Here is a 24,610-nt window from a genome sequence, read left to right as displayed (position 1 = left end):
ATTGGCCGTAAGGGCGGGTGAAGGCACGGCAACGGTTGCGCAGGCCGGGACGTAGGGGTGAATAATTATTCACCCCTACCGTAATTGACCCCAGGCAGATGAAGGGGCGACCCTGTCCCGTAGGGGCGGGCCTCCGTGCCCGCCCGATTCCGCCAGCCCCGGGCGGGTGAAGGAAAGGCGACGAAGCGCAGCTGCGGGCTGCGCCTACGGGAGAGGACGCCGATTTGCCGTAGGGGCGGCTGAGAGCCGCCCGATTTCACCAGGCCCAGGAGTTTTCAAAACAGCGTGTACGAGGGGGATCCCCATGGCTGAACAATCTTTGCCAAGGCCGCTGCCATCGGGCGCTACGGCCCGGAAACAGACTTCCGTCTACACCCAGGAGGCACGCCTGGGTTGGCTGCTGGTTGCGCCGGCCCTGCTGGTGGTGATCGGCATGGTGGGCTATCCATTTGTCGAGGCCATCCGCATCAGCTTCACCGATCGCATGATTGGGCGGGGGCCGGGCGAATGGGTGGGGCTGGCCAACTATCGCTTCATCCTGGGCTGGCCGGAGTTTGGCCAGATGGTGGCGCGGACGGTCGCCTTCACCATTGCGGCCGTCTTTCTCAAGACCGTGGTGGGGCTGATCCTGGCCACGGCCCTCAACCAGGATTTCCGCGGCCGTAACATCCTGCGGGGCGTCTTCATGCTGCCCTGGATCCTGCCCACCTACATCATCGTCCTGGTCTGGCGCTGGATCTTCGACGGGCAGACCGGGGTGTTGAACCAGATCCTGACCAGTTGGGGGCTGATCGAATCCAACATCCCGTTCCTGGCCCGGCCCTGGTCGGCCATCGCCCTGCTGATCTTTGTGCTGGTCTGGAAGGGCTACCCCTTCTACGCGTTGACCTTTCTGGCCGGGATGCAGACCATCTCCGCCGAGCTCTACGACGCGGCCAAGGTGGATGGGGCCGGACGCCTGGGGCGTTTCATCCACGTTACCCTGCCGGGCCTGCGCCAGGTGATGGGCGTGGTCATCCTGCTCTCCACCATCTGGACCATGAACACCCTGGAGATCCCACTCCTCTTCACCGGAGGCGGACCCAGCAACGCCACCGAGGTCTTCCCACTGCTGACCTACCATCTGGCCCTGGTGCAGTTTCGGCTGGGTGAGGGTGCGGCCGTGCCCATCCTCATGTTACCCGTCATCGCCATGCTGGTCCTGGGCGTGGCCAGCTACATGGACCGGGAGGCGACGCAACAATGACTGCGCTATTGGACCGCATTCCCGAAGGGGTGTTTCGAGTCATCGCCTTTGTGGTCATCGCCCTGCTGCTGGGGATGATCCTCTTTCCCCTCTACTTCATGGCCACCACCGCGTTCAAGGTGGAACGGGAGATCTACTCGGAGTTGACTTGGATTCCCCGGGAGCCCACCCTGGAAAATTTCCGGGCCGTCATCTACTCGTTTCGGATTCCCCTCTACCTGCGCAACACCCTGATTGTGGCCTTGAGTACCACGGCCATCGTGGTGGTCTTTTCCACCCTGGCGGCCTATGCCATGACCCGCCTGCGCTTCCCGGGGCGGGGTTGGCTGGCCCGGGGGGTGCTCTTCGTCTACCTGATCCCCGGCTCCCTCATGCTCATCCCCATGTACCTGATCATCGTCAACCTGCGGCTGAAGGATACCTACCTGGGCCTGATCATTGCCAACATGAGCTTTGCCGTGCCCTTCTGTACCTGGCTGTTGATGGGCTACCTGCGGGGAATCTCGGCGGAGATGGAAGAGGCGGCCATGATCGATGGCTGTACACGCCTGGGCACCCTCTGGCACATTGTGCTCCCGCTCTCGGTCCCCGGCCTGGTCACCGCCGCGATCTTCGTCTTCAACGGCGTCTGGAACGAGTTCATCTTCGCCCTGGTCCTGGCCCAGGATGAAAGCAGGCGGATGATCTCCGTGGGGCTGAGCAACTTTTACCGCTCGGACTACTACATGGTGGGGCCGATGATGGCGGGCTCCCTGATTGCCATGGCGCCGGTGGTCATTCTCTACATCCTGGCCCAGCGCTACGTGGTGGGCGGCCTGGCAGCGGGCGCAGTCAAGGGGTAACTGGGCGTGATGATGGCTCTACGGTAAAAAGGGACATATCACCGCAGAGGACGCAGAGATGTCCCAAGGAGACTTTCTGTGGTTATGTGCCCCTTTTTGCAGCAGAGTCAGATATGGTATCCTGGAGAAGAAGTGGCAAAGCGGGGAAAGAACTAGAGAAGTATTTGAACATGAAGCAGGACCCTCAGGCTGCGACATTGGAGTCAACAAACATGCAGGAGGATGTATCTGATTTGCAGGCGCTCAGGGAGCTGGTTGCTCCAGCCTGCAAGCAGTTCGGCGTCAAGGAATTGAAGCTGTTTGGCTCTCACGCCCGGGGTGATTCCAGCGTGGCGAGCGATTATGACTTTGTCGTTACTTTTGACAAGGCACCAACAGGTACGGATAGACGCTCGGATCGTTTTTTCGGCCTGCTGTTTTATCTGGAAGAGCATTTGGGTCGGCAAGTCGACTTACTGGAGCAGGAGGCAATCCGAAACCCTTACCTCTTGCAGGCTATCGAGCGTGACAAAAAACTCCTCTATGCAGCTTGAAACCAAGAAATTACTGTTTGATATTTTCGACGCTGGCAGCGCAATCAAACGGTTCGTGAAAGGCAAAAGCCTGGTCGATTATCAGCAGGACGAAATGATGCGCGCTGCAGTGGAGCGAAAGTTTGAAATTATCGGCGAGGCCCTTCGGCGTCTACAGATTTCAGACGAAGACGTGTTGGAAGATATTCGCGAATACCGAAAAATCATCGGCTTTCGGAATTTGTTGGCCCATGGTTATGACGCGATATCCGATGAAGTAGTATGGGAAATTTGTCAAGATGACTTGAGCCTCTTGTTAGAAGATGTCAGCCGCCTGTTAGATCGATAAGAGTCCCAAGTTCACTCGTACCAAAGAAAATATCATCAAGCCATGGCAAGCAAGACCGTTTCCAATTTCTGAACGGTGGTGGTTCGCTTCTCCAGGGGACGCCGCTCCATGGTGACGAAGTTCTCCCGGAAGCCAGAGCCGCTGACCAACACCACCACTGTCTCCTCCGGCCGTACCTCGCCCCCCTGCAACAGCCGCGCGGCGCCAGCCAGCGCCGCACCCGTGGATGGCTCCACGTAGAGCCCTTCCTGCCGCCCACAGGCCTCCTGGGCGGCCAGGGCTTCCTCATCCGTCACAGAGAGAAACCACCCTCCACACGCCCGCACCGCCTCCAGGGCTTCCATGCCGTCGGGTGGATAGCTGTGGGCCAACTTCACCAGGATGGAGGGTGGGCAGTCGTGGTACGGTAAGGCCAACACCTCCTCCCAACGGGTCAGTCCCCGCTGAAAGGCCACCTCCAGCGCGTTGTAGTCCCGGGGCACTACCCCCACCAGCCGGGGCAGCCGTTCCACATGCCCCAGCCGCTGCAGATCCTGGAAGCCCCGCAGAAGGCCGGCCAGGGTCCCGCCACCGCCCACCGGCACCACCACCCAGTCCGGCGCACGCCCCAACTCCTCCACCAGCTCGTAGGCGATGGTCTTATTCCCCTCGGCCTGGTACGGATTGGAGGCCCGGCTGGTGGAGCTGAGGTAGAGGCCGTGACGGCGGCAGAGCTGGATCACCTGCTCGATGAGGTCGTCGATGGCCCCCTCCACCTCCACCACCTGAGAGCCCAGCGCGTACATGGGGTAGACCCGGGCGGCCGGGGTCCCCTGGGTCATGAGCACCACGCTCTTCAGGCCTGCACACGCGGCCAGGGCAGCGTTGGAGATGCCGGTGCTCCCGGTGGAAACCACGAAGGACGCGGTGGCCCCCATGCGGCGGGCGTGGTTGATGGCCACCGACAGGGGCCGATCCTTGTGGGAGCCGGTGGGGTTGCGGGTCTCATCCTTCAGATAGACCCGCGCGCCGGTCAACATGCGGCTGGGCAGGAGCGGCGTGCCCCCTTCGCCCAGTGTCACCAGCTGCGTCGGATCCGGCACAGGCAGCAGGCGCCAGTAGCGCCACATGGTGCGGCCAAAGCGCCCGTCCCAGCGCACGTCCTGGTAGTCGTAGTGAAAGCCCAGCGGGCCGCCACAGCGGGTACAGCCAACCGCCGGGCTGGTCATGGCGGCCTCGTCCTGCACAGCCTGGCAGCTCAGACAGATCACCTGGTAGTGGGCCATGATACCTCCTGAAGGATAGTCCGGAGTCCGAAGTCTGGAATCAGGACTCCGGACTTCGGACTCTTGACTCTGACTCAGCCCAGTGCCGGCGGGCAGCCGAGCTGGGCGATGACGGCGCAGGCAGCCTCCAGGTGGCGGCGGCCCCGCTGCAGGCTGAATGTGAGATGGCCGGGCAGTAGCGCTTCAAAGGGATAACCGGCCAGCTTCTCGATGGAGCGGTTGGTCTCGTAGACGTTGCAGTCGTAGGTGTCCTGCAGGACCACCTTCCCGCCGTGGAAGATGGCATCGCCGCTGACCAGGTAGCGCCGGTCCAGGCCGCTGACCCAATAGGACATGTGGTCGTGGCTGTGGCCGGGCGTGGCGATGGCCTCGATGGTCAGCGGGCCGATGGTCACCTGCCCGCCGTCGGCCAGCTCCCGGTCCACGGGGCAGGGCCGGTAGCGATAGTCTGCGGGGTAGATGCCGGCCCGGCGGGCAGCCGGCAGGGAGACGGCTTCTTCATTGCCGGCCCGCAGAATGCCCGCCGTGGCTGCCCCGGCGTAGACCGTCACCGGCAGGTGTTCCCGCAGGGACGCAGCGCCGCCGCCGTGGTCAGCGTGGGCATGGGTCAAAAAGAGATGCCGGATGCGAGCCGTGTCGATGCCGTCTTCAGCGCACACGGCCAGGATCTGGTCCACCCCCAGGCCCGCGCCGGCGTCGAAGAGTACATACTCCTCCCCCGCGGCCAGCAGATAGACGTTGCAGTCGAAGCGGTCGGTCAGGTCGAAGCCCATCTGGCCGCTGGCCACCAGGTGGACGTGGGGTGCAATGCGCATGGGATTCCCCCTTCAGGAGTGGCATCAGCCATGAAGCAAGATCTTGGCTACCCGCCCTGGCCTGTCCAACAGGCGTTCGAACATGGCGCCGCCCTGGGCCAGGGGCGCCTTGAGCAGCCAGGGCTCGATCTCCAGGCGCCCATCGGCCAGCCAGGTGAGGGCGTCTTCAAAGTCAATGGGCGTGTAGGCAAAGCTGCCCTGGATGGTGATCTCGGAGCGGATGACCAGGTTGGCCTGGATGGGACTCTCCTCCGCGTGGAGGCCGGTGAAGATGACCTTGCCGCCCCAGGCCACGGCAGCGATGCACTCTCGCCGGGTGGCGTCCGCGCCCACCGCGTCGATGGCCACATCCACCCCCTCGCCGCCGGTCTCGGCCTGGATCACCTCCACCACATTTTCGGCCCGGGGATCGATGACCCGGACGCCGAAATGGGCGCCGATGGCCCGCCGATCCGGGTCCAGGTCGCTGGCAAAGATGGTGCGAGCGCCGGTTGCTTTGGCCACCTGCAAGATCAGGAGGCCGATGGGCCCCAGGCCGGTGATCAGGACCCGGTCCGTGGCCGTGATCCCCGCCAGCCGGGCGGCCCGCAGGGCGCAGCCCATGGGCTCGGTGAGGGCAGCCAGTTCCAGGCTCAGGTGTTCGGGCAAAACGTAGACGTTGGCCGCGGGTGCGGTCACATAGTCCGCGTAGCTGCCCGGCCGGTGGATGCCGATGATGCGCCGGTCCCGGCTCAGGTTGGGCCGCCCCTTCAGGCTGGCCCGGGAGAGGGGATTGGCGATGATGGGGTTGACGGTCACCCGCTGGCCCACGGCCAGCTCTGGCCGGACTGCGGTGGCCTGTTCGCCCAGGGCTACGATTTCGCCGGAAAACTCATGGCCCATGATCAGGGGCGGTTTGCGCAGGGAATTGTGGCCCAGGTAGCCGCCCAGCTCCGAGCCACAGATGCCGGAAAAGGCAGTGCGGATCAACACCTCGTCCGCGGCGGGTTGGGGATCGGACACCTCCCGCAGGTGCATCTGCCGGGGGCCTTCCCAGACAAGTGCTTGCATGGCGCAACTCCTTCTAGATTGGATCCACAGATGATACAGATTTCACAGATGGGAGGACGGACGGGAACAGCCGTCGCCGTCCTTTCATCCGCCTGGGTACTGGCACCCACGGTAGGGGCCGCCCCCCGTGGCGGCCCGCCCCTACCGACGGAGGACGACTGTACACCCCATCGGTCGTAAGCGTTTCAACAGACCCAAAAAAATCTGTGCCCTCTGTGCAATCTGTGGATCGAATCGAATCTACAAAGACAGCGTCCCTCAATGGAAGACGGAGAAGTAGTGGGCGAAAAATCGGTCGGCATCCACCCGCAAGGCCACCTCATGGTAGCCATCGTCAGCGCCGGGTTCCCACCGGGTCTGCCCCAGCAGGGCCTCATCCTGCAGTTCCACCGTCACCCGTCCCCGCTCAAAGCCGCAGATCTCGGGGTCGAAGAGGGTGGCGGCCGCCAGGGGATCGTGAAAGGTGATCTGCTCCCGCTGCTGGAACCAGACCTCGGCAAAGTCCAACACGGGGCGCAGCAGGGGCGTCCGGAAACGGGCACGCACAGCCGGCGCGGCCATGGTCACCCGGGTGGTCACGTCCAGCCCGACCGAGCGATGGATGGGCGGCCGGGCCCGGTAGACCATGGCCGTGGCGTGGGGATCGACCCGGGCGTTCCACTCGACCCGGGTGGCCCGGGTGGAGAGGTGCTCGGTGAAGACCCCGCACATCATGACCAGTCCCTTCAGCAGGGAAGGGATCTCCGGGTCCACGGCGAAGAGCAGGGCGATGTTGGTGAGCGGCCCGATGGTGAGCAGGGTCACCTGGCCCGGGTGGGCCCGGATGGTGTGGCGCAGGAATTCCACCGCTTCGCCCTGGGGGAAGCGGGTGGCGTGGGGCCAGTTCTTCAGGGCCCGGGCCTGGGGCGCTTCCGGCTGCTTCTGGGGCACCAGCAGGGGGTCCGCGGCACCTGGATAGATGGGTACCTCCTTGCCGGCCACCTGGCACAGGGCACTGGCCAGCATGGCCCGCTTCACCGGCTCCCCGGTGACGGTGGTGATGCCCAGCAGCTCGCAGCGGGGCTGGGCCAGCAGATAGGCCAGACAGACAGCGTCATCGATATCCGAGCCGATGTCGGTGTCCAGGAGGATCTTCTCGGTGGTGGGTTGTTCGGCCATGGATTCTCCCTCACTGGTTAAAAACTATACCCTCCATCTCCAGCACGCCAAAGCGGGCCGGACGGTGGAAGTCCGCCGGGGCGGTCAGGGTGGGCGACCAGCAACTGAACTCGGGCGGCCCGTCATGGGGCCGTTCAATGCGATAGAAGTTGGCCCGCCAGAAGCGGGGGCTTTCACCAGGCGGGGAGACCGCGGCCCACGGGATGACCAGGATGGCCCACCAGTGGTTCTGAGGGTCATTGCGCCCTGCCTGCCAGCGCAGGCCCGGACAGTCCCAGGAAAAGTCCGCCTCCATGGCTGTGCGGTCGCCGCGGGGATTGTGGATGCGCACGTCCAGGAGCACGCCGTTGGGACTCACCTCAAACTCATAGTAGTCCACCGGGTCGGCCAGCCCGGGCGCCAGGAAGACCTCCACCACCTCCTCGTCGTAGATGGGATCATCCCGACGGGTGTAGTGGCCCCAGATGTCCCGATCTTCGCAGTCGAAGCGGACGTAGAGGGCCTCGTGGTCGCCACAGAGTCGGGCCTGGGTCTGCTGACGGGCGGGTCCGCTGCCGTCGGCCAGGGTGAAGGGCGGCAAGGCAGGCACGCCGGACCAGTCCCAGGTGGCGGGATCTGCGGTCCGGTCCCAGGCGGGGGCGCGAAGCACCGAGAAACGAGGCAGTTGGGTGGTCATGGGTTAGGTTTCCTCCTTGGGCTCGCAGCCGGCACTGAATGCTCAACGCTTCAGGATGCCGCCGTTCACATCCAGGGTGGCACCGGTGATGTAGGCGGCCATGGGGGATACCAGGAAGAGTACCCCGTAGGCGATCTCCTCGGGTTGACCCAGGCGCCCCAGGGGGATGAGGGCTTCCAACCTGCGGCGCTCCTCCGGGGAGAGCAGGTCCGGCCGGGTGTCGATCTGGCCGGGGGCGATGGCGTTGACCGTGATGCCGTGGGGGGCCAGATCCCGGGCCAGGGTTTTGGTCATGGCCAGCAGGCCGCCTTTGGATGCGGCGTAGTGCACCCCGCCGGAGACGCCGCCGGTCTGGGCGCTGATGGAGGAGATGTTGACGATGCGGCCGTACCCGCGGGCCTGCATGTGGGGCGCCACGGCCCGCACACAGGCGTAGGCCCCGGTGAGGTTGACGTCCAGCAGGCGCTGCCATTCGGCCAGGTCGATCTCCGTGTACGGGCCGGCGCGGATAAGCCCGGCATTGTTGACCAGGATGTCGATCTGCCCCCATGTCTCCAACACCTGCCCCACGGCCCCGTCCACCTGCCCCGGGTCGGCCACGTCGGTGGGGATGGCCAGCGCGCCGGGGGCGTTGGGACGGCTCTGGCGCAGCTCTGCGGCCAGGGCCGCCAGCCGATCCTGGCTGCGGGCCAGCAAGGCCACATGGGCGCCGGCCCCATGCAACACCCGGGCGATGGCTTCGCCGATGCCCTGGCTGGCCCCGGTGACCAGGGCCACCTGTCCGGATAGGTCGAGGAGACGGGCAGTGGATGGGTCCATCGGGTCGATCCTTACGGCAATGGGCTGGTGTGTAGTAAGTCCCGGTGGTGAACGGACCACGCACCGCGTAACGGTCGGCCTGGGTGCGCGCCTATCAGGGCGTGACGAGGATCTCCCGGGCCACGCCCCGCAGATCCATCTCAAAATCCAGGCCCGAAATGGGCGGGCGGCTGTAAAACCAGTGGACGCCGTGGCGGGCTGCCGGCCCCATGGGGGCCAGTAACACATCCACCAGCAAGGGGGACAAGGAGTGTACCGTGTACACGTCCACGGCTGTCACGTCCGCCCAGGCCAGGCCCAGCCCCTGGAGCCGTGCCGCCATGACCTCCATCACGCAGGTGGCCTTGGCCCGGAGCCCGGCGGGCGTGGTGTCACCAGGCCGCACGATGGCCGCGGGGGAAAGATCGGCCTGATCCCGCAGGTCGCCGGCGCCGGCCACCACGAAGGTGGGGCGGGTCTCTGGGTTGGGTACCGTGTACGAGAAGGCGTAGAGCACCGCCTCTTCGGGCGGGGCCACGGCCGGTGCGACGTTGGTGCGGGCGATGGGGTTGAGCCCCTCCACCAACAGTCCCTTGCGAGCCAGGAGCTCCTGATAGTCGGCGTTGAAGGCGGCGAAGCCGTCGAAGGTCAGGGGCTCGGGAATGCGCAGCTCTACCGCGCAGAGGGCCTGGGGAGGACGCCCGCAGCCGTCCAGGTGGCGGTCGATCAGCTCGAAGCCCTGGCGATAGGGCAGCGGCGCGGCCAGCCTCGCCCGCACGATCTCGTAGCCGGGCATGGCGATCACACCGGACGAATAGGGGGCGATGCCGGTCAGGAATCGGTAGTGGCCCTGGGGGTGGTCGACGAGGCGGATGGTGCTTCCTCCTGGCAGGTTGGGCGTAGGCCGGGCGGTCCGTTCGGCTGTTTTCAATCATAGCACAGCTTTGGGCGCGGCCAAAGAGTGACGCCGTCCGCATTGGCCACGGTTCAGGATATCACATCCGGGCGGACGGCGAAAGGGATGCCCTCTCCTTATCCTCCCCCGGGATCGGGTGGACGCGACGGGCTTCCAGAACGGCACCGACGCTGGAAAGGGTGGAGACACAATAGGGGAAATACGCCCCGGCGCAGCGTCCTTCTGTAAACCTACCCACACGCGCTATGTTTTTTGTAGTAGGACAACACCATCCCTGGCAGATCCGCCGTCAAATCGGGTTTCATCGTGCCTGCGTCCGTGCTCCCGTGTATCCACTTCCCCCCTCAAAGAATCCCGTAAGCCAGCATGGCGCCGGCCACTTTGATGAAACCGGCAATGTTGGCCCCCTTCACGTAGTCGACCCAGCTGTCCTCCTGGCCATGGGCCACACATTGTTCATGGATGCGCTTCATGATCTGCTGCAACTGACGGTCCACCTCTTCCCGGGGCCAGGTCAGGCGCATGGAGTTCTGGGTCATCTCCAGGCCGGAGATGGCCACACCGCCGGCGTTGGCGGCCTTGCCAGGGGCAAAGAGAATGCGGGCGGCCCGGAAGTGTCGCAAAGCCTCCCGGGTGGTGGGCATGTTGGCGCCTTCGACCACGGCCCGGCAGCCGTTGGCCAGCAGCCGCCGGGCATCTTCCTCTTCGATCTCGTTCTGGGTGGCACAGGGGAAGGCCATGTCACAGGGGACACCCCACGGCTTCTCGCCGGGGAAGTAGTCGGTGCCAAATTCTTTGGCCACTTCGGAAAGGTCGCCCCGTCGGTTGGTTTTGAGATCGATGATGAATGCCAGCTCTTCCTCGGTCAATCCCTCCGGCTCGAAAATGTAGCCGCTGCGATCGGAGAGGGTCAACACTTTGGCCCCCTCCTGCATCAGCTTCTGGGCCGCGTACTGGGCCACGTTGCCGGCGCCGGAGACCACACAGCGTTTGCCCTCCAGCCCCTCATGCTGCCGGGCCAGCATCTCCCGGGCAAAGTAGACACAGCCGTAGCCGGTAGCCTCCGTGCGCACGGGGCTCCCGCCGAAGGCCAACCCCTTGCCGGTCAACACGCCGGTGAACTCGTTGCGGAGGCGTTTGTACTGGCCGAAGAGGTAGCTGATCTCCCGGGTGCCCACGCCGATGTCGCCGGCGGGCACGTCCACGTCCTTGCCGATGTGGCGGTATAGCTCGCTCATGAAGGCCTGGCAAAAGCGCATCACCTCCCGGTCGGACTTGCCCTTGGGGTTGAAATCGCTGCCTCCTTTGGCACCGCCCATGGGCAAGGTGGTCAGGCTGTTCTTGAAGATCTGCTCAAAGCCTAAAAATTTGAGGATGCTCAAGGAAACGGACTTATCGAAACGCAGCCCGCCTTTATAAGGGCCGATGGCGTTGTTGAACTGCACCCGATACCCCCGGTTCACCCGCACGTTGCCCGCGTCGTCCTCCCAACAGACGCGGAAGATGACAATCCGGTCGGGCTCGGTCAGCCGCTCCAGGATGCAAGCCCGCTCGTAGACCGGGTGGGCATTGATGTAGGGGATGAGGGTTTCCGCCACTTCACAGACGGCCTGGTGGAACTCAGGCTGGCCGGGGTTGCGGCGGATCAGGCCGGCCATAAACGAATCAAGATGCATGGTCATTGGGGTCCTCCCGCCTGCCTTGGAGCCGCCGATGGTTCACAGAAATCTGGTCGGCTGCTCTGTTCATCCACGTAACCGGTAAAATGGGGATCGGCCACCACCACAAAGTTGCAACTGCCGTAATGGTTATAGATGTAAGCATCGGCGTGATCGTCGTTGAACCACTCCGCGCCATCCCGCAGATAGCGGAACTGATACAGACGCCCTATCGCCAGCTCCAGCGTCAGGAACCAACACCCGGCTCGATCTCGCTGCATGGGATGTGAGGCCCGGTTCCAGCCGTTGAAATCGCCCACCAGAAAAATTTCATCCGCCCACAGGGTTTCCGGCAGACGGAAGGTCACTTGAAGGACGATCCGGCCCGCTTGCTCCACAAAGCGCTTTTCGATCATGGGTGTCCTCCTTACCAGCCTTCGTACAGGCTGGTAAATCCCGGCAGAAATTCGCCGAACTAGCGTAACGACTCCGGCGGGAATCGGACGGCGCGGATTCGGGCAACGGCTCTGAATGGATTTCCGCCGGGATAGACCAGCCCAAACCATCATTGTGCCTGGGGTCATTCCAGCCTACCAGCACGCGGGCCTCTGCTGCCGTAACACGCCCTACATGGGCCTACGCCGACCCCAAAATCCAGGAGAGAGGGGGCGGCGCTTCAGGGCGTGTAGAGCTCGGCGCTGTTGAGGTTGTGGAACTGGCCGTCATTCCCGCCGAAGATCAGCACCCGACCGTCGTTGAGGGGCACCGCTACATAGCTGCCCCACACGAAGGGACCGGCCATGGTGCTGGCCATGGTGGTGGCACCCGTCGCCGGGTCATAGATTTCCGCGACGTTGGCCGGGCCGCCGTTGAGGCTGCCGCCGGCGACCAGCACCCGCCCATCCCTCAGCAGCGCAAGCCCAGGCGCAGTATACGTCGCAGTCAGATTGCCCCCGGAAGACCAGGCGCCGGTGAAGGAAGAAGAGCCAACCAGGCCAGCAACAGGCCCATGGACACACCCCCTGTTTGGACGAAAGGGCGGCTTCCAGGCGTCAAGCGAAGACTGTAACTGCGCAACCTGACATTCCCGAAATCGAAAACCCAGGCATGACGACGGGTGCCCATCGCTGCCATGTCGACGTAGGGGGGCTCACAGTCTCCCAGCCCCAATTCGGGAATAGTAGAGGGCATCCAAAGGGTTTCGGTGGACAGCTCATAAACAGGAGGATTCCCATGGATCCACAACAGGGGACGCGCATACTCAACCGGCTCCTGTGCCTCTGCCGGGACAGCGAAGCTGGATTCCAGGTGGCGGCCGAAAACATCAGCAACCGGGGACTCAAGATGCTGCTCAAGGCGTACGCCCAAGAACGGGTGGAATTTGCCCGGGAGCTGGCGGCTGCCATCCGACAACTGGACGGGGAGCCGAGCTGCAGCGGCAGCCTGTTGGCTGCCCTGCATCGGGGCTGGATTGACCTGAAGGCGGCCATGATCATTGGCCCCCTCAACACGGAGCGTATCGTCCTGGATGAAGTCCTGCGCGGGGAACGGGTGGCCCAACAGGCCTATCGCCGCGCATTGGAAGTGCCCCTATCCCAGGAGCTCCATGACCTTCTCACCCGCCAGCATCAGCGAATTGAAAAAGTCATCCACCAGGTGGCGTGTCTGCGGGGCACCGGGGAGGAGCGGCTGGTTGTTCGCCTCTTTGACACCCCCCAGGCAGCAGCGCTGGCGAAAGAGACACTGCTCCAGGCCGGCTTCGACGCCAGCCGTATCGACACGAGGAACCTGGACAATCTGCTCCGCCCCTATCAGCCCCAGACCCGTCGGAGCACGATTTTTGAGACTATGCTGGCCGCCGTGCTGTTGGGCCTGACCCTGGGCGCCCTCCTGGGTACAGGGGTAGGTCTGGCAGCCCTGGCCTGGATCGACGGGGGTGTCGCTTCCCTGGCGGCTTTCATTCTCCGACTTGCCCCGTATGTTGCAGGTGGCGCCCTTGTCGGTATGGGTATCCTGGCCATGATAGGGCTATTGATCGGACTCAGCATCGCAGAGGAGGATCAGTACCTGTACAACGAAGGTGTCCATCATGGACGTATCTTCCTCCAGGTCCTGGTCCATCCCGAACGGGCGCCAGAAGCCGCGCAAATCATGCAGGGCGTCAATGCAGCCGACCGCTCTGCTGCCATTTCTGTGCACCCGACTTAGCCGGACCCTTTCCGACAGGGAGGCTCATCGATGATGTCAAGGTGGAGTCGGCCGTTGATGGCAGCCAGCGCAGGCGTGGCTGGAGGCCTGCTGGTTGCTACGCTTGTGGGTATCCAGCCGGCTCAGGTTGTGATCCAGACCCCCGGGGAACGTCTTGCCGAGATCGACCTGGTGACATTTTTCGTGCTGAACGCCCTTTTCGGCGTGATCTACCTCCAACTGTGGGGAAAGGAATACTCGGCCGACATGCCCGACCGCCTCATGGCGAGCCTGGTCTATGGAGTGATCTGGTGGCTGCTGATTGCCCTGGTCGTCATTCCCCTGGCCGGGGGGCACCCTCCTCGATGGCATGTCCAGGCAGCGGCTGATGCCCTGCCGGCTTTGATCTCGGCCATAGGCCAGGGAATCTGGATGGCCCTGACGCTCCCTCCACTGCTGCGGTGGCGCCAACAGGCCGCGGCGGAATCCATCCCGCCCATCCGAAAGCCGACGGCCCGCCGCATCGTTATCCTGGGGGGCGGGTTTGCCGGCGTGACCGTGGCCCGGCAACTGGAACATCTCCTGCGAGACGACGAGGGGACGGAAATTGTCCTGGTCAGCGAGACCAACTACCTGCTGTTTACCCCGATGCTCTCGGAAGTGGTAGGCGGCAGTGTGGAGCCCCAACACATCAGCACCCCGCTCCGGACCTTTTTCCGACGCACCCGGCTCATTCAGGCGCGCATCCATCAGGTGGATCTGGCGCATCGGGAGGTGAAGTTGGCCGCGGGAACGGCTCCCCAACTCGTTTCTCTTTCCTATCACCACCTGGTGCTGGCCGTGGGCGCGGTGCCAGATTTTTTTGGCAACCACTCTGTGGAGCGGCACGCCTTTCCCTTCAAGAGCCTAGGGGATGCCATCCGCCTGCGCGACCACATCATCGAACAGATGGAACGGGCGGACGCCACGCCGGATTCGGCCATGCGCCGGGCGCTGTTAACCTTCATGGTGGCCGGTGGGGGGTTTGCCGGTGTCGAACTGGCCGGCGCGCTCAACGATTTCGTCCGCGGCGCCCTACGCTTTTACCCCAACATCCTGCCCGAGGAAATCTCCCTCTACCTGGTCCATTCCCGAGAGCGCCTTCTGCCGGAACTGAGTCCTGCCCTGGCGGAGTTTGCCCGGCGCAAGCTGACAGAGCGGGGGGTCATTGTGAAACTGCACAGCCGGGTGACGACGGCGACGGCGGGATATGTGATGTTGGAGAGCGGGGAGGGATTCCCCGCTCAGACGTTGATCTGGACGGCGGGCAATCGGGCCAACCCCTTGGTGGCCACGCTGAAACTGAAGACGGATCCCAGGGGACGCATCCAGACGGACAGCACCCTGGCCGTGCCTGGGCATCCTGGCCTATGGGCCGTAGGGGACTGCGCCGCCATCCCCAATCGGGCCACGGGTGAAATCGCGCCCCCCACGGCCCAACACGCCACCCGGGCCGCCGCAGTGCTGGCTTACAACATCTGGGCCACCCTCCACGGTCGGCCGCCCAAAACATTTGCCCACCGCAATGTGGGTGCGCTGGCTGTGCTGGGCCATCAGACCGCGTGCGCAGAGCTCTACGGAATCTGCTTTGCCGGGATGCTGGCCTGGTGGCTGTGGCGCGGTATCTACCTGGCCAAGCTGCCCACCCTGCAGAAAAAATTCCGGGTCAGCCTGGATTGGCTGGTGGACCTGTTCTTCCCCCGTGATATCGTGGAGCTGGCCACCATCCCGGGGGCGCACCTGCGGCCGGCGAGCGCAACATTGGCGGCGCCCGCTGAAAATCGCCGGGCAGAAAAATAGCTCCCCCCCAAGAAAAACGCACCGAAGCGGAAAAACGCAGAAAGCGGCAGCAAAACCATCGCTGGAAGGGAGAGCGAATGTATCTTTCACCCATGGTGGGCAGACTCTGGCGTGGCGCAGGAGCGGGTCTGCTGGCCGCTCTGTGTGGGTTGGCGGTCCCGCGAGTTGACGGGCTTCAGCCGCCGCCTTCAACCCAGTTGCTTCTGGGCATCACCAGCGGCGTGACGTTTGCCCTTCTCTTTGGCCGCCGGGCACGCGGCCCCGGTGCCGGCCTGATCTGGGGAGTGGCCTATGGGTTCTTTGGCTGGCTTCTCATCCTGCCGATGCTGGGAGCCGCAGGCTGGCATTTCCCAGGAGGTGAACCGTTCCCAGGAACACCGCAGCCGGGACCGGAATTTGCACGCGCTATGCTTCCCCTCTTGCTCCACTTCATCCTCTACTATGGTGGGCTTGTGGGTCTGTTCTATACAGGGTCGGCTACCTGGTTGAGCTGGAAGGGTTTTCCGGCCATGGCCCGGGGCCTGCGTGCCTCCGTGGGTTCGGCCCTCATGGGAGGGATAGCCGGTTGGATTGGCGGGTTGGCCTTTGGGGCCTGGATGGCCCAGGTGGGCATGTTTCCGCTGATTGCCGGGCTGGTAGGCTCCCAGTCGCCCGAGACGGGGCGTTCTTTGCATTTTCTGATCAGCGTGATCATTGGGGCGAGCTACGGGCTGCTCTTTCGCCCCGACGTCAGAGGTCTGGGGGCCAGCATAGCCTGGGGTATCACCTACGGCTTCATCTGGTGGATCGCGGGGGGATTGACCTTGCTTCCCTGGTGGTCGGGGTCAGGGGTCGATTGGAGCCTCGCCGCTGTGCAGCAGAGTTTCGGCTCCCTGGTTGGCCACCTGGTCTACGGCGTGTTGCTGGGCGTGATCTATGCGGCCATCGACCGCCTGGTGCGGTTGCTCTTCACCGAGTCCGATCCACTCTACCGGGATCCAGAGGGCCCGGGGACGCGCAGCCTGCGCGCGCTGGCCATTGGAGCGGCCGGCAGCGTGGCCGGCGGCCTGCTCTTTTCCCTGATCATGGTGGAAACCGGCACATTGCCCCAGGTCGCCAGCTTGATCGGCCAATCTGCTCCGGCAGTCGGTTTCCTGGTGCACATGGCCATCAGCACCGTCATCGGCGCCAGCTATGGCCTGCTCTTCTGGCGAGAAGGCGCAACCTACGGCGACAGCATGACCTGGGGCCTGCTCTATGGCTTCACCTGGTGGGTTCTTGGTCCACTGACCCTGATGCCCATCTTGCTGGGCGGGTCTGTCCAGTGGACCCTGGCTGCGGGCCTGGCTGCCTATCCCTCTCTGGTGGGCCACCTGGCCTATGGCGGTGCCACCGGCCTGCTCTCCCACCATTTGATCCAGCGGCACAGGGTGCCCCCCCGCCCCAGAACGGAGCAACAGCCGGCATCCCGGACCGACACACCGGTGCCGGCTCTGTGGGCCTTTGCCCTGGGAATGGGCGTGATCCTGCCATTGCTGCTGGCCGGATGAGGGTAGATGGTCCCAACTGGAAGCCATGATCGTGAGGTAGGGCTGGTTACAGTCCAAAGCGCGGACGTCGTCCATACTCATCATTGTCGGCTCACTCAAAAGCTTAGTACAGAACGGAGGATTCCAATGACTCAATCGACTTTCCAGGGACAGACATCCGACTTCACACAGCAAGCTGTCGCCGGTGTGATTGGCGGCCTGGCCGGGGGGATCGTCTTCGGCATGATGATGGGCATGATGGGTGCGCTCCCCATGATCGCCGGCATGGTAGGCAGCAGCTCCGCCGTGGTGGGCTTCCTGGTGCACATGGTGATCAGCGCGCTCATCGGCGCGTCGTTTGGCGTGATCTTCGGCCGCATGAGCAGCACCTATGGCGCCGGCCTGGGCTGGGGTCTGCTCTACGGCCTGGTCTGGTGGGTGTTGGGCCCGCTGCTGATCATGCCCATCATGATGGGCATGGGCCCCCAGTTCGGCAACGCCTTCACCAGCTCCAACATGATGAGCCTGGTGGGCCATCTGATCTACGGGGGTATTGCCGGGCTGGTCTATGCCTGGTGGGTCAATCGATAACCCCGACGGCATAGCATCGGCCTGGGGGCTGGATATCATCCCACAGCTCCAGGATCTTTAACCCGAGTGAGCGCTGTGGGCGTGGTCCTGGGGAACAATCCGTGGGAACAGGATGCGCGAAGGGAATGAAGCCCATGTCCAACACTGCTGAACACCAGCGTCTGCTGGCCCATCGGGAGCGACGGGCCAACTGGCGCAACTGGGGCCCCTACCTGAGCGAGCGGGCCTGGGGCACCGTGCGGGAGGACTACAGCCCTGATGGCGAAGCCTGGACCTATTTTCCCCACGACCACGCCCGCAGCCGCGCGTACCGATGGAACGAAGACGGTCTGGCGGGTATCAGCGACCGGAACCAGTGGCTCTGCTTTGCCCTGGCCCTCTGGAATGGCCGGGACCCGATCCTCAAGGAGCGGCTCTTCGGCCTGACCAATGCCGAGGGCAATCACGGGGAGGATGTCAAGGAATATTACTTCTACCTGGACAACACGCCCACCCATTCGTACATGCAGATGCTCTACAAGTACCCCCAGGCAGCCTTCCCCTACGCCGAGCTGGTGGCGGAAAACGCGCGGCGCGGCCTGGACGACTTCGAGTACGAGCTGCTGGACACAGGCGTCTTCGCTGAAAACCGCTACTTCGACATTTTCGTGGAGTACGCCAAGGCAGATGAGAACGATATTCTCATCCGCATCACCGCCCACAACCGGGGCCCCGAAGCCGCCACGCTCCATCTGTTGCCTACCCTCTGGTTTCGCAATACGTGGAGCTGGGGTTATCCCAGGGGTCCTATGGACAATACCCCCCAGAGACCGCGGCTCCATCTTGTGGGACGTAGCCAGAGCGTGGCCCGGGTCCGGGCCGACCACCCGGAGGCGGGTGTCTACTGGCTCTACGCGGAGGATGCGGATCAACTCCTCTTCACCGAGAACGAAACCAATCGAGAACGCCTTTTTGAAAGCCCGAATCCTTGCCCGTATGTCAAAGACGCCTTTCACCGCTACCTGGTGGAGGGCGACCTTGCAGCCGTGAACCCCGAAAACGTGGGCACCAAGGGAGCGGCCCTCTACTCTCGTGAAATTGGCCCGGGGAAGGCCGTCCAGCTGCGCTTGCGCCTGGCCCCGGCAGAGCTATCCCACCCGCTGGATGGGTTCGACCCGATTTTCGCCCGGCGTCAGGAAGAGGCAGACGCCTTCTACGCGGCCATCCACCCCCCGGAGCTGGATGAAGAAGAGCGCCGCATCCAGCGACAGGCCTTCGCCGGCCTGCTCTGGACTAAGCAGCTCTACTACTACGATGTCCTCCAATGGCTTCAGGGCGACCCCGGCATGCCGCCCCCGCCAGCGTCCCGTTGGCAGGGACGCAACAACGGCTGGGGGCATCTGACCAATTTCGATGTCATCTCCATGCCGGACAAATGGGAGTACCCCTGGTATGCCACCTGGGACCTGTCTTTTCACTGCCTCCCCCTGGCGCTGATCGACCCAGACTACGCCAAACGTCAGCTGACGCTGATGGCCCGGGAATGGTACATGCACCCCAATGGTGCGCTGCCCGCCTACGAATGGGACTGTGATCACGCCAATCCACCGGTGCACGCCTGGGCCGCGCTGCAGGTCTACCGAATCGATGCCCAACAGAACGGAGAGCCCGACCGGGCCTTCCTGGAAGGGATCTTCCACAAGCTGCTTCTGAACTTCACCTGGTGGGTCAACCGCAAAGATGCGGACGGTCGCAACGTCTTCCAGGGTGGCTTCCTGGGGCTGGACAACATCAGCCTCTTCGACCGCAGCACTGTGCACCCTTTGGGCGGCCATGTGGACCAGGCCGACGGCACGGCGTGGATGGGCTTCTTCAGCCTGCAGATGATGCAGATCGCGCTGGAGTTGGCCCAGGAGAATCCGGTCTATCAGGACACGGCTGTCAAGTTCTTCGAGCACTTTCTGCGCATCGCCACGGCCATGAACCACCTGGGCGGTCGGGGCGTCTCCCTGTGGGATGATACCGATGGATTCTATTATGACGCGCTCCATCTTCCCGATGACAGCGTACGTCCTTTGCGGGTGCGCTCCCTGGTGGGATTGATGCCCCTGATTGCCGTGGCGACCCTGGAGCCGAACCTCATGTCGCGCATGCCGACCTTCGCCCGCCGGGCCAACTGGTTCCTGCAGCATCGAGCTCAGTTTGCCCAGACCACGGCCTGCATTCGGGCGCCTGAGGGCCACCATTGCCTGATGGCCCTGATGACCGAGGACAGGCTGCGGCGGGTACTGGGCTACATGCTCGACGAGGACGAATTCCTCTCGCCCTACGGTATCCGCTCCCTTTCCAAAGTACACCAACGGCCGTACACCCTGGACTTGGGCGGACAACACTTCACCATCGCCTACGAACCGGCCGAGTCCCGCAGCCGCCTCTTCGGCGGCAACTCCAACTGGCGAGGCCCTGTTTGGTTTCCCCTCAACATCCTCCTGATCCGGGCCTTGCAGGAATATGACCGCTACTTCGGGGATGGATTCACCGTGGAATATCCGACCGGATCCGGCCGCAAGACCACCCTGGACGTGGTAGCCGGGGATCTCGCCCGGCGCCTGATCTCCCTCTTCCTGCAGGATGATCAGGGCCATCGCCCCATCTACGGTGGGCAACAGATCTTCCAGGAAGACCCCCACTGGAAAGATTCCATTCTGTTTTATGAGTACTTTCACGGAGACAACGGCGCGGGGCTAGGGGCCAGCCATCAGACCGGCTGGACCGGCCTGGTGGCGGCGTTGATCCAGGATCATCGGTGAGTTCACTGGGGGGCGGCGATTAAGCCCAGATATTCCACAAAGGCATCGAAGTCTCGATCGCTGTACAGCAGGGCGTATCCGCTTTCGATGGCAAAGGTGGCAATCAAGCAGTCGATGGTCTTGCGCACGGTGACGCCCCGAAGACGCAGGAAACGATAGTTCTCTGCGCTTCGAATAGCGATCTCTTTGCCACCGATGGGAAAGATAGGAAATTGGAGTAAAGCCCGTTGTGCCCGCACAAAATCCTGCTGACGACGAAAGCCCTGCAACACCTCACACAGGATGATATCGCCCAGCCCCAGCTCGCGCTGCCCCAGGGCACTATCCAGTGTGTCGGTCTCGGGCGTAACCACCCCATTGAAGTAGTCGATCCACACGGAGGAGTCAACGAGCCACACGCGTTTCCTCCTCATCCTACTTCACAGGATCTGGGAGTCGATCCTGACGCAGCGCGTTCAAATCCCCCTCCCAAGAGAGCTGCCCCCGCAGAGCGCGCACTTGTTCCTGCTGCTTGAGGCGGATCAACAGGCGCAGGGCTTCCTCGATTACGGCCCGTTTCGTCCGCAGTCCGCTCAGTGCCAGGGCCTGCGCCATCAACTGCTCATCGATCACCACATTAGTGCGCATGCTATGCCTCCTTGCAATACACACAAAATAGCCGTTTTATGTGTATTGTAGCATACTTCTCCAATGCCGTACAATCCCTTCATTATCCGGGAGTGGAAGGGGAACCAGTTACTTCCCATCCGGATCCAGCCGGGGCATCTGCAGGCGCACCACCCGCTCGTAGAAGAAGTAGTCCCAGGCCCAGCTGAGCATCACCAACAGCCGGTTGCGGAAGCCGATCAGGTTGAAAAGGTGAACCCCCAGCCACAACACCCAGGCGATGAAACCGGTGAAGGAGCGCCCGTAAACCTGGGCCACGGCCGCGTTGCGGCCGATGGTGGCCATGGTGCCCCGATCCCGGTAGCGGAAGGGTTGCAGCTCCTGCCCCTGAAGCTGACGGCGCAGGTTGGCGGCCACGGCTTTACCCTGCTGGGTGGCCACCGGCGCCACCATGGGCAACGGGCGCCCCTCCTGCTCCACATAGGCCAGATCGCCAATCACGTAAACCTCGGGATGGCCGGGCACCTGCAAGGTGGGCAACACTGCCACCCGGCCGGCCCGCCCCGTGGGCAACCCCCAACGATCAGCCCCGGGCACCCCCTGGACGCCCGCGGTCCACACCACCGTATCCGACTGGATGACTTCCCCGGCTCGGATGCGGACCTGGGCGGGTGCAATCTCCTCCACCAGGGCCTGCAGGCGTACATCCACCCCCATCTGTTCCAGGCGACGCCGGGCATACTGTTGCAGCCGCTCCGGCAGGCCGGGGAGCAGGGTCGACTGGGCTTCCAGCAGGATCACCCGGGCCGACCGAAAATCCAGGTCCGGGTAGTCCCGACGCAACGGCCCGTTGATGAGCTCGGCCAGCGCGCCGGCGAACTCCACGCCGGTGGGGCCCCCACCTACCACCACGAAGGTCAAGGCCCGCGCCCGGGCGTCCGGATCCTGTTGCCACTGGGCCGCCTCAAAGCGCCCCAGCACATGATTGCGCAGGCGGATGGCGTCCTCCATGCTCTTGAGGGTAAACGCGTGTTCCCGGGCGCCGGGCACCCCGAAAAAGTGGGGGGCACTGCCCAGGGCCAGCACCAGGTAGTCGTAGGGGACCGGGCCCACGCTGGTCTGGAGCTGGCGCGCAGCCAGATCCACCTCCTCCACCTCGGCCAACAGAAAGCGGGCGTTGGGCATCTCCCGCAGGATGCTGCGGATGGGATAGGCGATGGCCTCGGGCTCCAGCTCCGCGGCGGCCACCTGGTAGAGTAGGGGCAAAAAGGTGTGATAGTTGTTGCGGTCCACCAACAGCACGTCCACCGGCGCGCCGGCCAGCCCGCGGACAGCCCACAGGCCGCCAAAGCCGGCGCCCACAATCACCACCTGGGGACGTTCATTCGCCATGGGCGGTCTCCGTATCTGCCAGGTAGCGCTCCAGGAAGGCCTTCAGCGCCACAGCGTTGTTGTGGGCCTCATCCCGGGCGCTGTACAGCAACGTCACATCGCCCTGGCGGGCCGCCGTCAGGAGAGGCTGCCAGGCGTCGGGGTTGGCCTCCAACTCGGCGAAGTAGCGCTGCTGAAATTCCTCCCATCTGGCGGGGTCGTGGCCGAACCACTTACGCAGCGCGTCGCTGGGAGCCACCTCCTTCAGCCAGCCGTCCAGACGTAGCTCGTCCTTCTTAACGCCCCGGGGCCAAAGGCGGTCCACCAGGAAACGCTGGCCGTCGTCCGCAGCCGGTGCTTCATAGACCCGTTTCACCGTTATCATGTACGACCTCCTCGCTGGCATGATTCGACCCTCATCCACCCCCATTTTACTCCCGGGCAGACAGGCAGGTCGTAAATCACGTTCCCCTTCCGGCCCTTCTAACCCTGATTGAAGATGAGGCCGGTGCAACCAGGGTTGAAGAGGTGTTACGCAGCGGATCGGCCTTCATTACCTGGGTCAGCCTCCTGGAAGTGAACTATATCAGCCAACAGGAACGGGGCGTGCCAGAAGCAGAGCGACGCTACGCCCTGATGAAGGCGCTCCCGGCAACGTTCCTCTGGCAGCTGGAGGAAGCAGTCCTGCTCACTGCCGCCCGGTTGAAAGCCATCCATCGTTTGTCCCTGGTAGATACCATCATAGCGGCCTATGCGCTTCAAACCCAGGCCATCTTGCTCCACAAAGACCCGGAGTTTGAAGCGCTCACCGGCCATGTGGCGCTGGAGGCGTTGCCCTACAAGTAAGCAGCCAGGCGGCAAGACAGTGTGCCCTGGGGCTTGCCGCGGCGCCCTTCATGCGCTTCTTGCGTTGCCCGCCGGCCAGATGGTGGCATCCTGCAGGCGGCGCAGCTTGAGGATAAAAGAATCCTCCACCAATTCCACCATGTCGTAGGTGATGGCTTCCCCCTGGGCCACGTCACATTTCAGCCGGGCACCGGCAGCCAGCCCCAGGGGCAAAAGCCCCTGCGCCCGGGCCACGTCGACGCGCTCGCAAAGGCCATTGACAGTGTAGCCACCGCCGCCGTCCAGGGTTTCCCCCTCTTCCAGATGGCGCTTGGCCACGGTGATGACCTCCGTCGTGGGCGTGGGCAGGGGAGACCCTGTGGGCTCGCCGTAGAGGGCGGCTTTGGCGATGGAGATGGGCGCTTCCACCGCGACCAGATGGTAGGGCCGATAGAGGAGGTAGTTGTGGCCGTTGCCGCCGGGGTGGAGGTAGTAGGCGCGCAGATCTTCCTGGGTGAAGGGATGGTCTGTGCGGATGACCACGAAGACCCCCATGCCCAGGCCATTGGGCAGCAGGGTCTGGCCATCTTCCGCCACGCTGTTGGCCAGCTCCACCACGCCGTGGCGGCTGAGGATGCCCCCTTCTTCCCGTCGGCTGAAGACCCGGGCGATGTCCTCGATGTTCACCGACGGCTCGTGCATGCCCCGTACGTCGGGCACCAGGCCGGCCGCGTTGGCCAGCGCGGCCATCTCCACCTGGGCTTTGGTGCCGTCCCGGAAGGAATTGTACATCTTGAGGTTGATGGTGCGGCGCTGGATCATCTCCTGGCTGAAGCCGAAGCGCTGGGGCACGGTGTCCGGCGTGCCCTGACGGTCGTCGGCGTACATGATGGTACCCCGGCCCGCGGCCACCACCTCGAAGCCCAGAGCCCGGGCCCAGTCCACCATGTTCATGGTGCAGCCGGGCTGGTCGCCGTCCACCAGGGTGTAGACCACACCCGCCGCGTCGGCCAGCCGGCGCAGGATGGGCCCCACGGTGACGTCCGCCTCCACGTTGACCATGACCACGTGCTTGTTGTGGGTGATGGCCTCGTAGGCCATGCGCGCGCCCACGTCCGGCACGCCCGTGGCCTCCACCACCACGTCCACCAATTCGGACTGGGCCACCAGCAGGCCGTCCTGGGTGATGGCCGGCCGGTCGGCGCGGATGGCATCGTCGATGGCGGCGGCCCGCTCCGCGGTGACGAGGGCCTCCGCCGGGACGCCGCTGGACGAGTAGGCGTGGATGGCGTGATCCAGGTTGATGTCGGCGATGGCCGAGACGGTCATGCCTTGCATCTGGGAGATCTGGGCGACCAGGCCGGCGCCAAACTTGCCGGTGCCGATGATGCCGACCCGGATGGGCCGCCCTTCTGCCGCGCGCTGGGCCAGGCGTATGCTGAGCATGGGGATCCTCCTGGTGGTTGATGGGGTGGGTTGAACGGCATGGAATGCGACCGTATTGTCCCACTGCAGCCAACGGCCACGCAAATTGGGGCAGGCGTCGGCCTGGAAGATAGCCGATTTGGCCGGCGAAATCCTGGTTGACAGCCCGAGCGTGGATATGCTA

General features: G+C 63.9%; 25 protein-coding genes. 10 read left to right on the top strand and 15 right to left on the bottom strand.

The genetic code is table 11. The features are described 5' to 3' along the window. Positions 1-304 precede the first annotated feature (304 nt). The 4 genes from FKZ61_RS17095 to FKZ61_RS17080 all read left to right on the top strand — a co-directional run bounded on the left by FKZ61_RS17095 (position 305) and on the right by FKZ61_RS17080 (position 2,949). Positions 305-1,246, top strand: coding sequence for a carbohydrate ABC transporter permease (locus FKZ61_RS17095; RefSeq protein WP_141611345.1), 942 nt, complete (start codon positions 305-307; stop codon positions 1,244-1,246). Continuing rightward, positions 1,243-2,088: a carbohydrate ABC transporter permease gene (locus tag FKZ61_RS17090; RefSeq protein ID WP_141611344.1), complete on the top strand. Its 846-nt coding sequence runs from the start codon at positions 1,243-1,245 to the stop codon at positions 2,086-2,088. Before FKZ61_RS17095 ends, FKZ61_RS17090 begins: the two co-directional genes overlap by 4 nt. A gap of 170 nt (positions 2,089-2,258) precedes the next feature. Further along, on the top strand, positions 2,259-2,621 hold the full coding sequence (locus tag FKZ61_RS17085) for a nucleotidyltransferase family protein (RefSeq protein WP_211358608.1): 363 nt from the start codon (positions 2,259-2,261) through the stop codon (positions 2,619-2,621). Then, the gene (locus tag FKZ61_RS17080) at positions 2,611-2,949 is read left to right on the top strand and encodes a HepT-like ribonuclease domain-containing protein (protein ID WP_141611343.1); all 339 of its coding nucleotides are present in this window, start codon (positions 2,611-2,613) and stop codon (positions 2,947-2,949) included. Before FKZ61_RS17085 ends, FKZ61_RS17080 begins: the two co-directional genes overlap by 11 nt. Before the next feature lie 35 nt (positions 2,950-2,984). Here the strand turns inward: FKZ61_RS17080 and FKZ61_RS17075 are convergent, their stop codons facing one another. The 10 genes from FKZ61_RS17075 to FKZ61_RS17030 form a co-directional block, all read right to left on the bottom strand. After that, positions 2,985-4,214 (bottom strand): threonine synthase, encoded by a 1,230-nt coding sequence (locus FKZ61_RS17075; RefSeq protein WP_141611342.1) that lies wholly within the window; start codon positions 4,212-4,214, stop codon positions 2,985-2,987. A gap of 74 nt (positions 4,215-4,288) precedes the next feature. Continuing rightward, a complete protein-coding gene (locus FKZ61_RS17070) occupies positions 4,289-5,029 on the bottom strand; it encodes an MBL fold metallo-hydrolase (RefSeq protein ID WP_141611341.1) in 741 nt (246 codons plus the stop codon). A 24-nt stretch (positions 5,030-5,053) separates the two neighbouring features. Beyond that, positions 5,054-6,079 (bottom strand): zinc-dependent alcohol dehydrogenase, encoded by a 1,026-nt coding sequence (locus FKZ61_RS17065; RefSeq protein ID WP_141611340.1) that lies wholly within the window; start codon positions 6,077-6,079, stop codon positions 5,054-5,056. A 258-nt stretch (positions 6,080-6,337) separates the two neighbouring features. Further along, positions 6,338-7,237: a nucleoside hydrolase gene (locus FKZ61_RS17060; RefSeq protein WP_141611339.1), complete on the bottom strand. Its 900-nt coding sequence runs from the start codon at positions 7,235-7,237 to the stop codon at positions 6,338-6,340. Between the two features lie 10 nt (positions 7,238-7,247). Continuing rightward, the gene (locus tag FKZ61_RS17055; protein WP_141611338.1) at positions 7,248-7,913 is read right to left on the bottom strand and encodes a carbohydrate-binding family 9-like protein; all 666 of its coding nucleotides are present in this window, start codon (positions 7,911-7,913) and stop codon (positions 7,248-7,250) included. A gap of 42 nt (positions 7,914-7,955) precedes the next feature. Then, positions 7,956-8,732: an SDR family NAD(P)-dependent oxidoreductase gene (locus FKZ61_RS17050; RefSeq protein ID WP_141611337.1), complete on the bottom strand. Its 777-nt coding sequence runs from the start codon at positions 8,730-8,732 to the stop codon at positions 7,956-7,958. Positions 8,733-8,826: 94 nt separating this feature from the next. Then, on the bottom strand, positions 8,827-9,642 hold the full coding sequence (gene cnbZ, locus FKZ61_RS17045; RefSeq protein ID WP_211358607.1) for a 2-amino-5-chloromuconate deaminase CnbZ: 816 nt from the start codon (positions 9,640-9,642) through the stop codon (positions 8,827-8,829). Between the two features lie 329 nt (positions 9,643-9,971). Next, positions 9,972-11,309, bottom strand: coding sequence for an NADP-specific glutamate dehydrogenase (gene gdhA / locus FKZ61_RS17040; RefSeq protein ID WP_141611336.1), 1,338 nt, complete (start codon positions 11,307-11,309; stop codon positions 9,972-9,974). Next, positions 11,306-11,701, bottom strand: a complete 396-nt coding sequence (locus tag FKZ61_RS24595; RefSeq protein WP_170199880.1) for an isoamylase early set domain-containing protein — start codon at positions 11,699-11,701, stop codon at positions 11,306-11,308. The genes gdhA and FKZ61_RS24595 overlap by 4 nt, the downstream gene beginning before the upstream one ends. Positions 11,702-11,961: 260 nt before the next feature. After that, positions 11,962-12,180, bottom strand: a complete 219-nt coding sequence (locus FKZ61_RS17030) for a Kelch repeat-containing protein (protein ID WP_141611334.1) — start codon at positions 12,178-12,180, stop codon at positions 11,962-11,964. A 338-nt stretch (positions 12,181-12,518) separates the two neighbouring features. Here FKZ61_RS17030 and FKZ61_RS17025 point away from each other — a divergent pair, with 338 nt between their 5' ends. The 5 genes from FKZ61_RS17025 (at position 12,519) to FKZ61_RS17005 (ending at position 20,199) form a co-directional block, all read left to right on the top strand. Continuing rightward, positions 12,519-13,493 (top strand): ferritin-like domain-containing protein, encoded by a 975-nt coding sequence (locus FKZ61_RS17025; RefSeq protein WP_170199878.1) that lies wholly within the window; start codon positions 12,519-12,521, stop codon positions 13,491-13,493. A 57-nt stretch (positions 13,494-13,550) separates the two neighbouring features. Beyond that, positions 13,551-15,311, top strand: coding sequence for an NAD(P)/FAD-dependent oxidoreductase (locus FKZ61_RS17020; protein WP_170199876.1), 1,761 nt, complete (start codon positions 13,551-13,553; stop codon positions 15,309-15,311). 407 nt (positions 15,312-15,718) lie between these two features. Next, entirely contained in the window at positions 15,719-16,840 is a 1,122-nt protein-coding gene (locus tag FKZ61_RS17015) for a hypothetical protein (protein WP_141611331.1), read from the top strand. Positions 16,841-16,966: 126 nt separating this feature from the next. Further along, entirely contained in the window at positions 16,967-17,410 is a 444-nt protein-coding gene (locus tag FKZ61_RS17010; protein WP_141611330.1) for a hypothetical protein, read from the top strand. Positions 17,411-17,544: 134 nt separating this feature from the next. After that, the gene (locus FKZ61_RS17005; RefSeq protein ID WP_141611329.1) at positions 17,545-20,199 is read left to right on the top strand and encodes an MGH1-like glycoside hydrolase domain-containing protein; all 2,655 of its coding nucleotides are present in this window, start codon (positions 17,545-17,547) and stop codon (positions 20,197-20,199) included. A 2-nt stretch (positions 20,200-20,201) separates the two neighbouring features. On the opposite strand, the gene vapC is transcribed toward FKZ61_RS17005, so the two are convergent. From vapC to FKZ61_RS16985, 4 genes are all read right to left on the bottom strand, one after another. Further along, positions 20,202-20,597 (bottom strand): type II toxin-antitoxin system VapC family toxin, encoded by a 396-nt coding sequence (gene vapC / locus FKZ61_RS17000; protein WP_211358606.1) that lies wholly within the window; start codon positions 20,595-20,597, stop codon positions 20,202-20,204. Between the two features lie 16 nt (positions 20,598-20,613). Further along, the gene (locus FKZ61_RS16995; protein WP_141611327.1) at positions 20,614-20,826 is read right to left on the bottom strand and encodes a type II toxin-antitoxin system VapB family antitoxin; all 213 of its coding nucleotides are present in this window, start codon (positions 20,824-20,826) and stop codon (positions 20,614-20,616) included. Between the two features lie 108 nt (positions 20,827-20,934). Then, positions 20,935-22,197 carry an NAD(P)/FAD-dependent oxidoreductase gene (locus FKZ61_RS16990; RefSeq protein WP_141611326.1) on the bottom strand — a complete coding sequence of 421 codons (1,263 nt, stop codon included), beginning with the start codon at positions 22,195-22,197 and terminating at the stop codon, positions 20,935-20,937. Continuing rightward, a complete protein-coding gene (locus FKZ61_RS16985; protein ID WP_141611325.1) occupies positions 22,187-22,561 on the bottom strand; it encodes a DUF488 domain-containing protein in 375 nt (124 codons plus the stop codon). The genes FKZ61_RS16990 and FKZ61_RS16985 overlap by 11 nt, the downstream gene beginning before the upstream one ends. 104 nt (positions 22,562-22,665) lie before the next feature. Here FKZ61_RS16985 and FKZ61_RS16980 point away from each other — a divergent pair, with 104 nt between their 5' ends. Then, on the top strand, positions 22,666-23,022 hold the full coding sequence (locus FKZ61_RS16980) for a PIN domain-containing protein (RefSeq protein WP_141611324.1): 357 nt from the start codon (positions 22,666-22,668) through the stop codon (positions 23,020-23,022). A gap of 48 nt (positions 23,023-23,070) precedes the next feature. Here the strand turns inward: FKZ61_RS16980 and FKZ61_RS16975 are convergent, their stop codons facing one another. Continuing rightward, positions 23,071-24,447, bottom strand: a complete 1,377-nt coding sequence (locus tag FKZ61_RS16975; RefSeq protein ID WP_141611323.1) for an NAD(P)H-dependent oxidoreductase — start codon at positions 24,445-24,447, stop codon at positions 23,071-23,073. Positions 24,448-24,610: the final 163 nt, after the last annotated feature.

Source organism: Litorilinea aerophila, assembly GCF_006569185.2.
Lineage (GTDB): Bacteria > Chloroflexota > Anaerolineae > Caldilineales > Caldilineaceae > Litorilinea > Litorilinea aerophila.
Note: the sequence above shows the minus strand (reverse complement) of the source record. Positions and strands in the feature narration are given on the sequence as shown.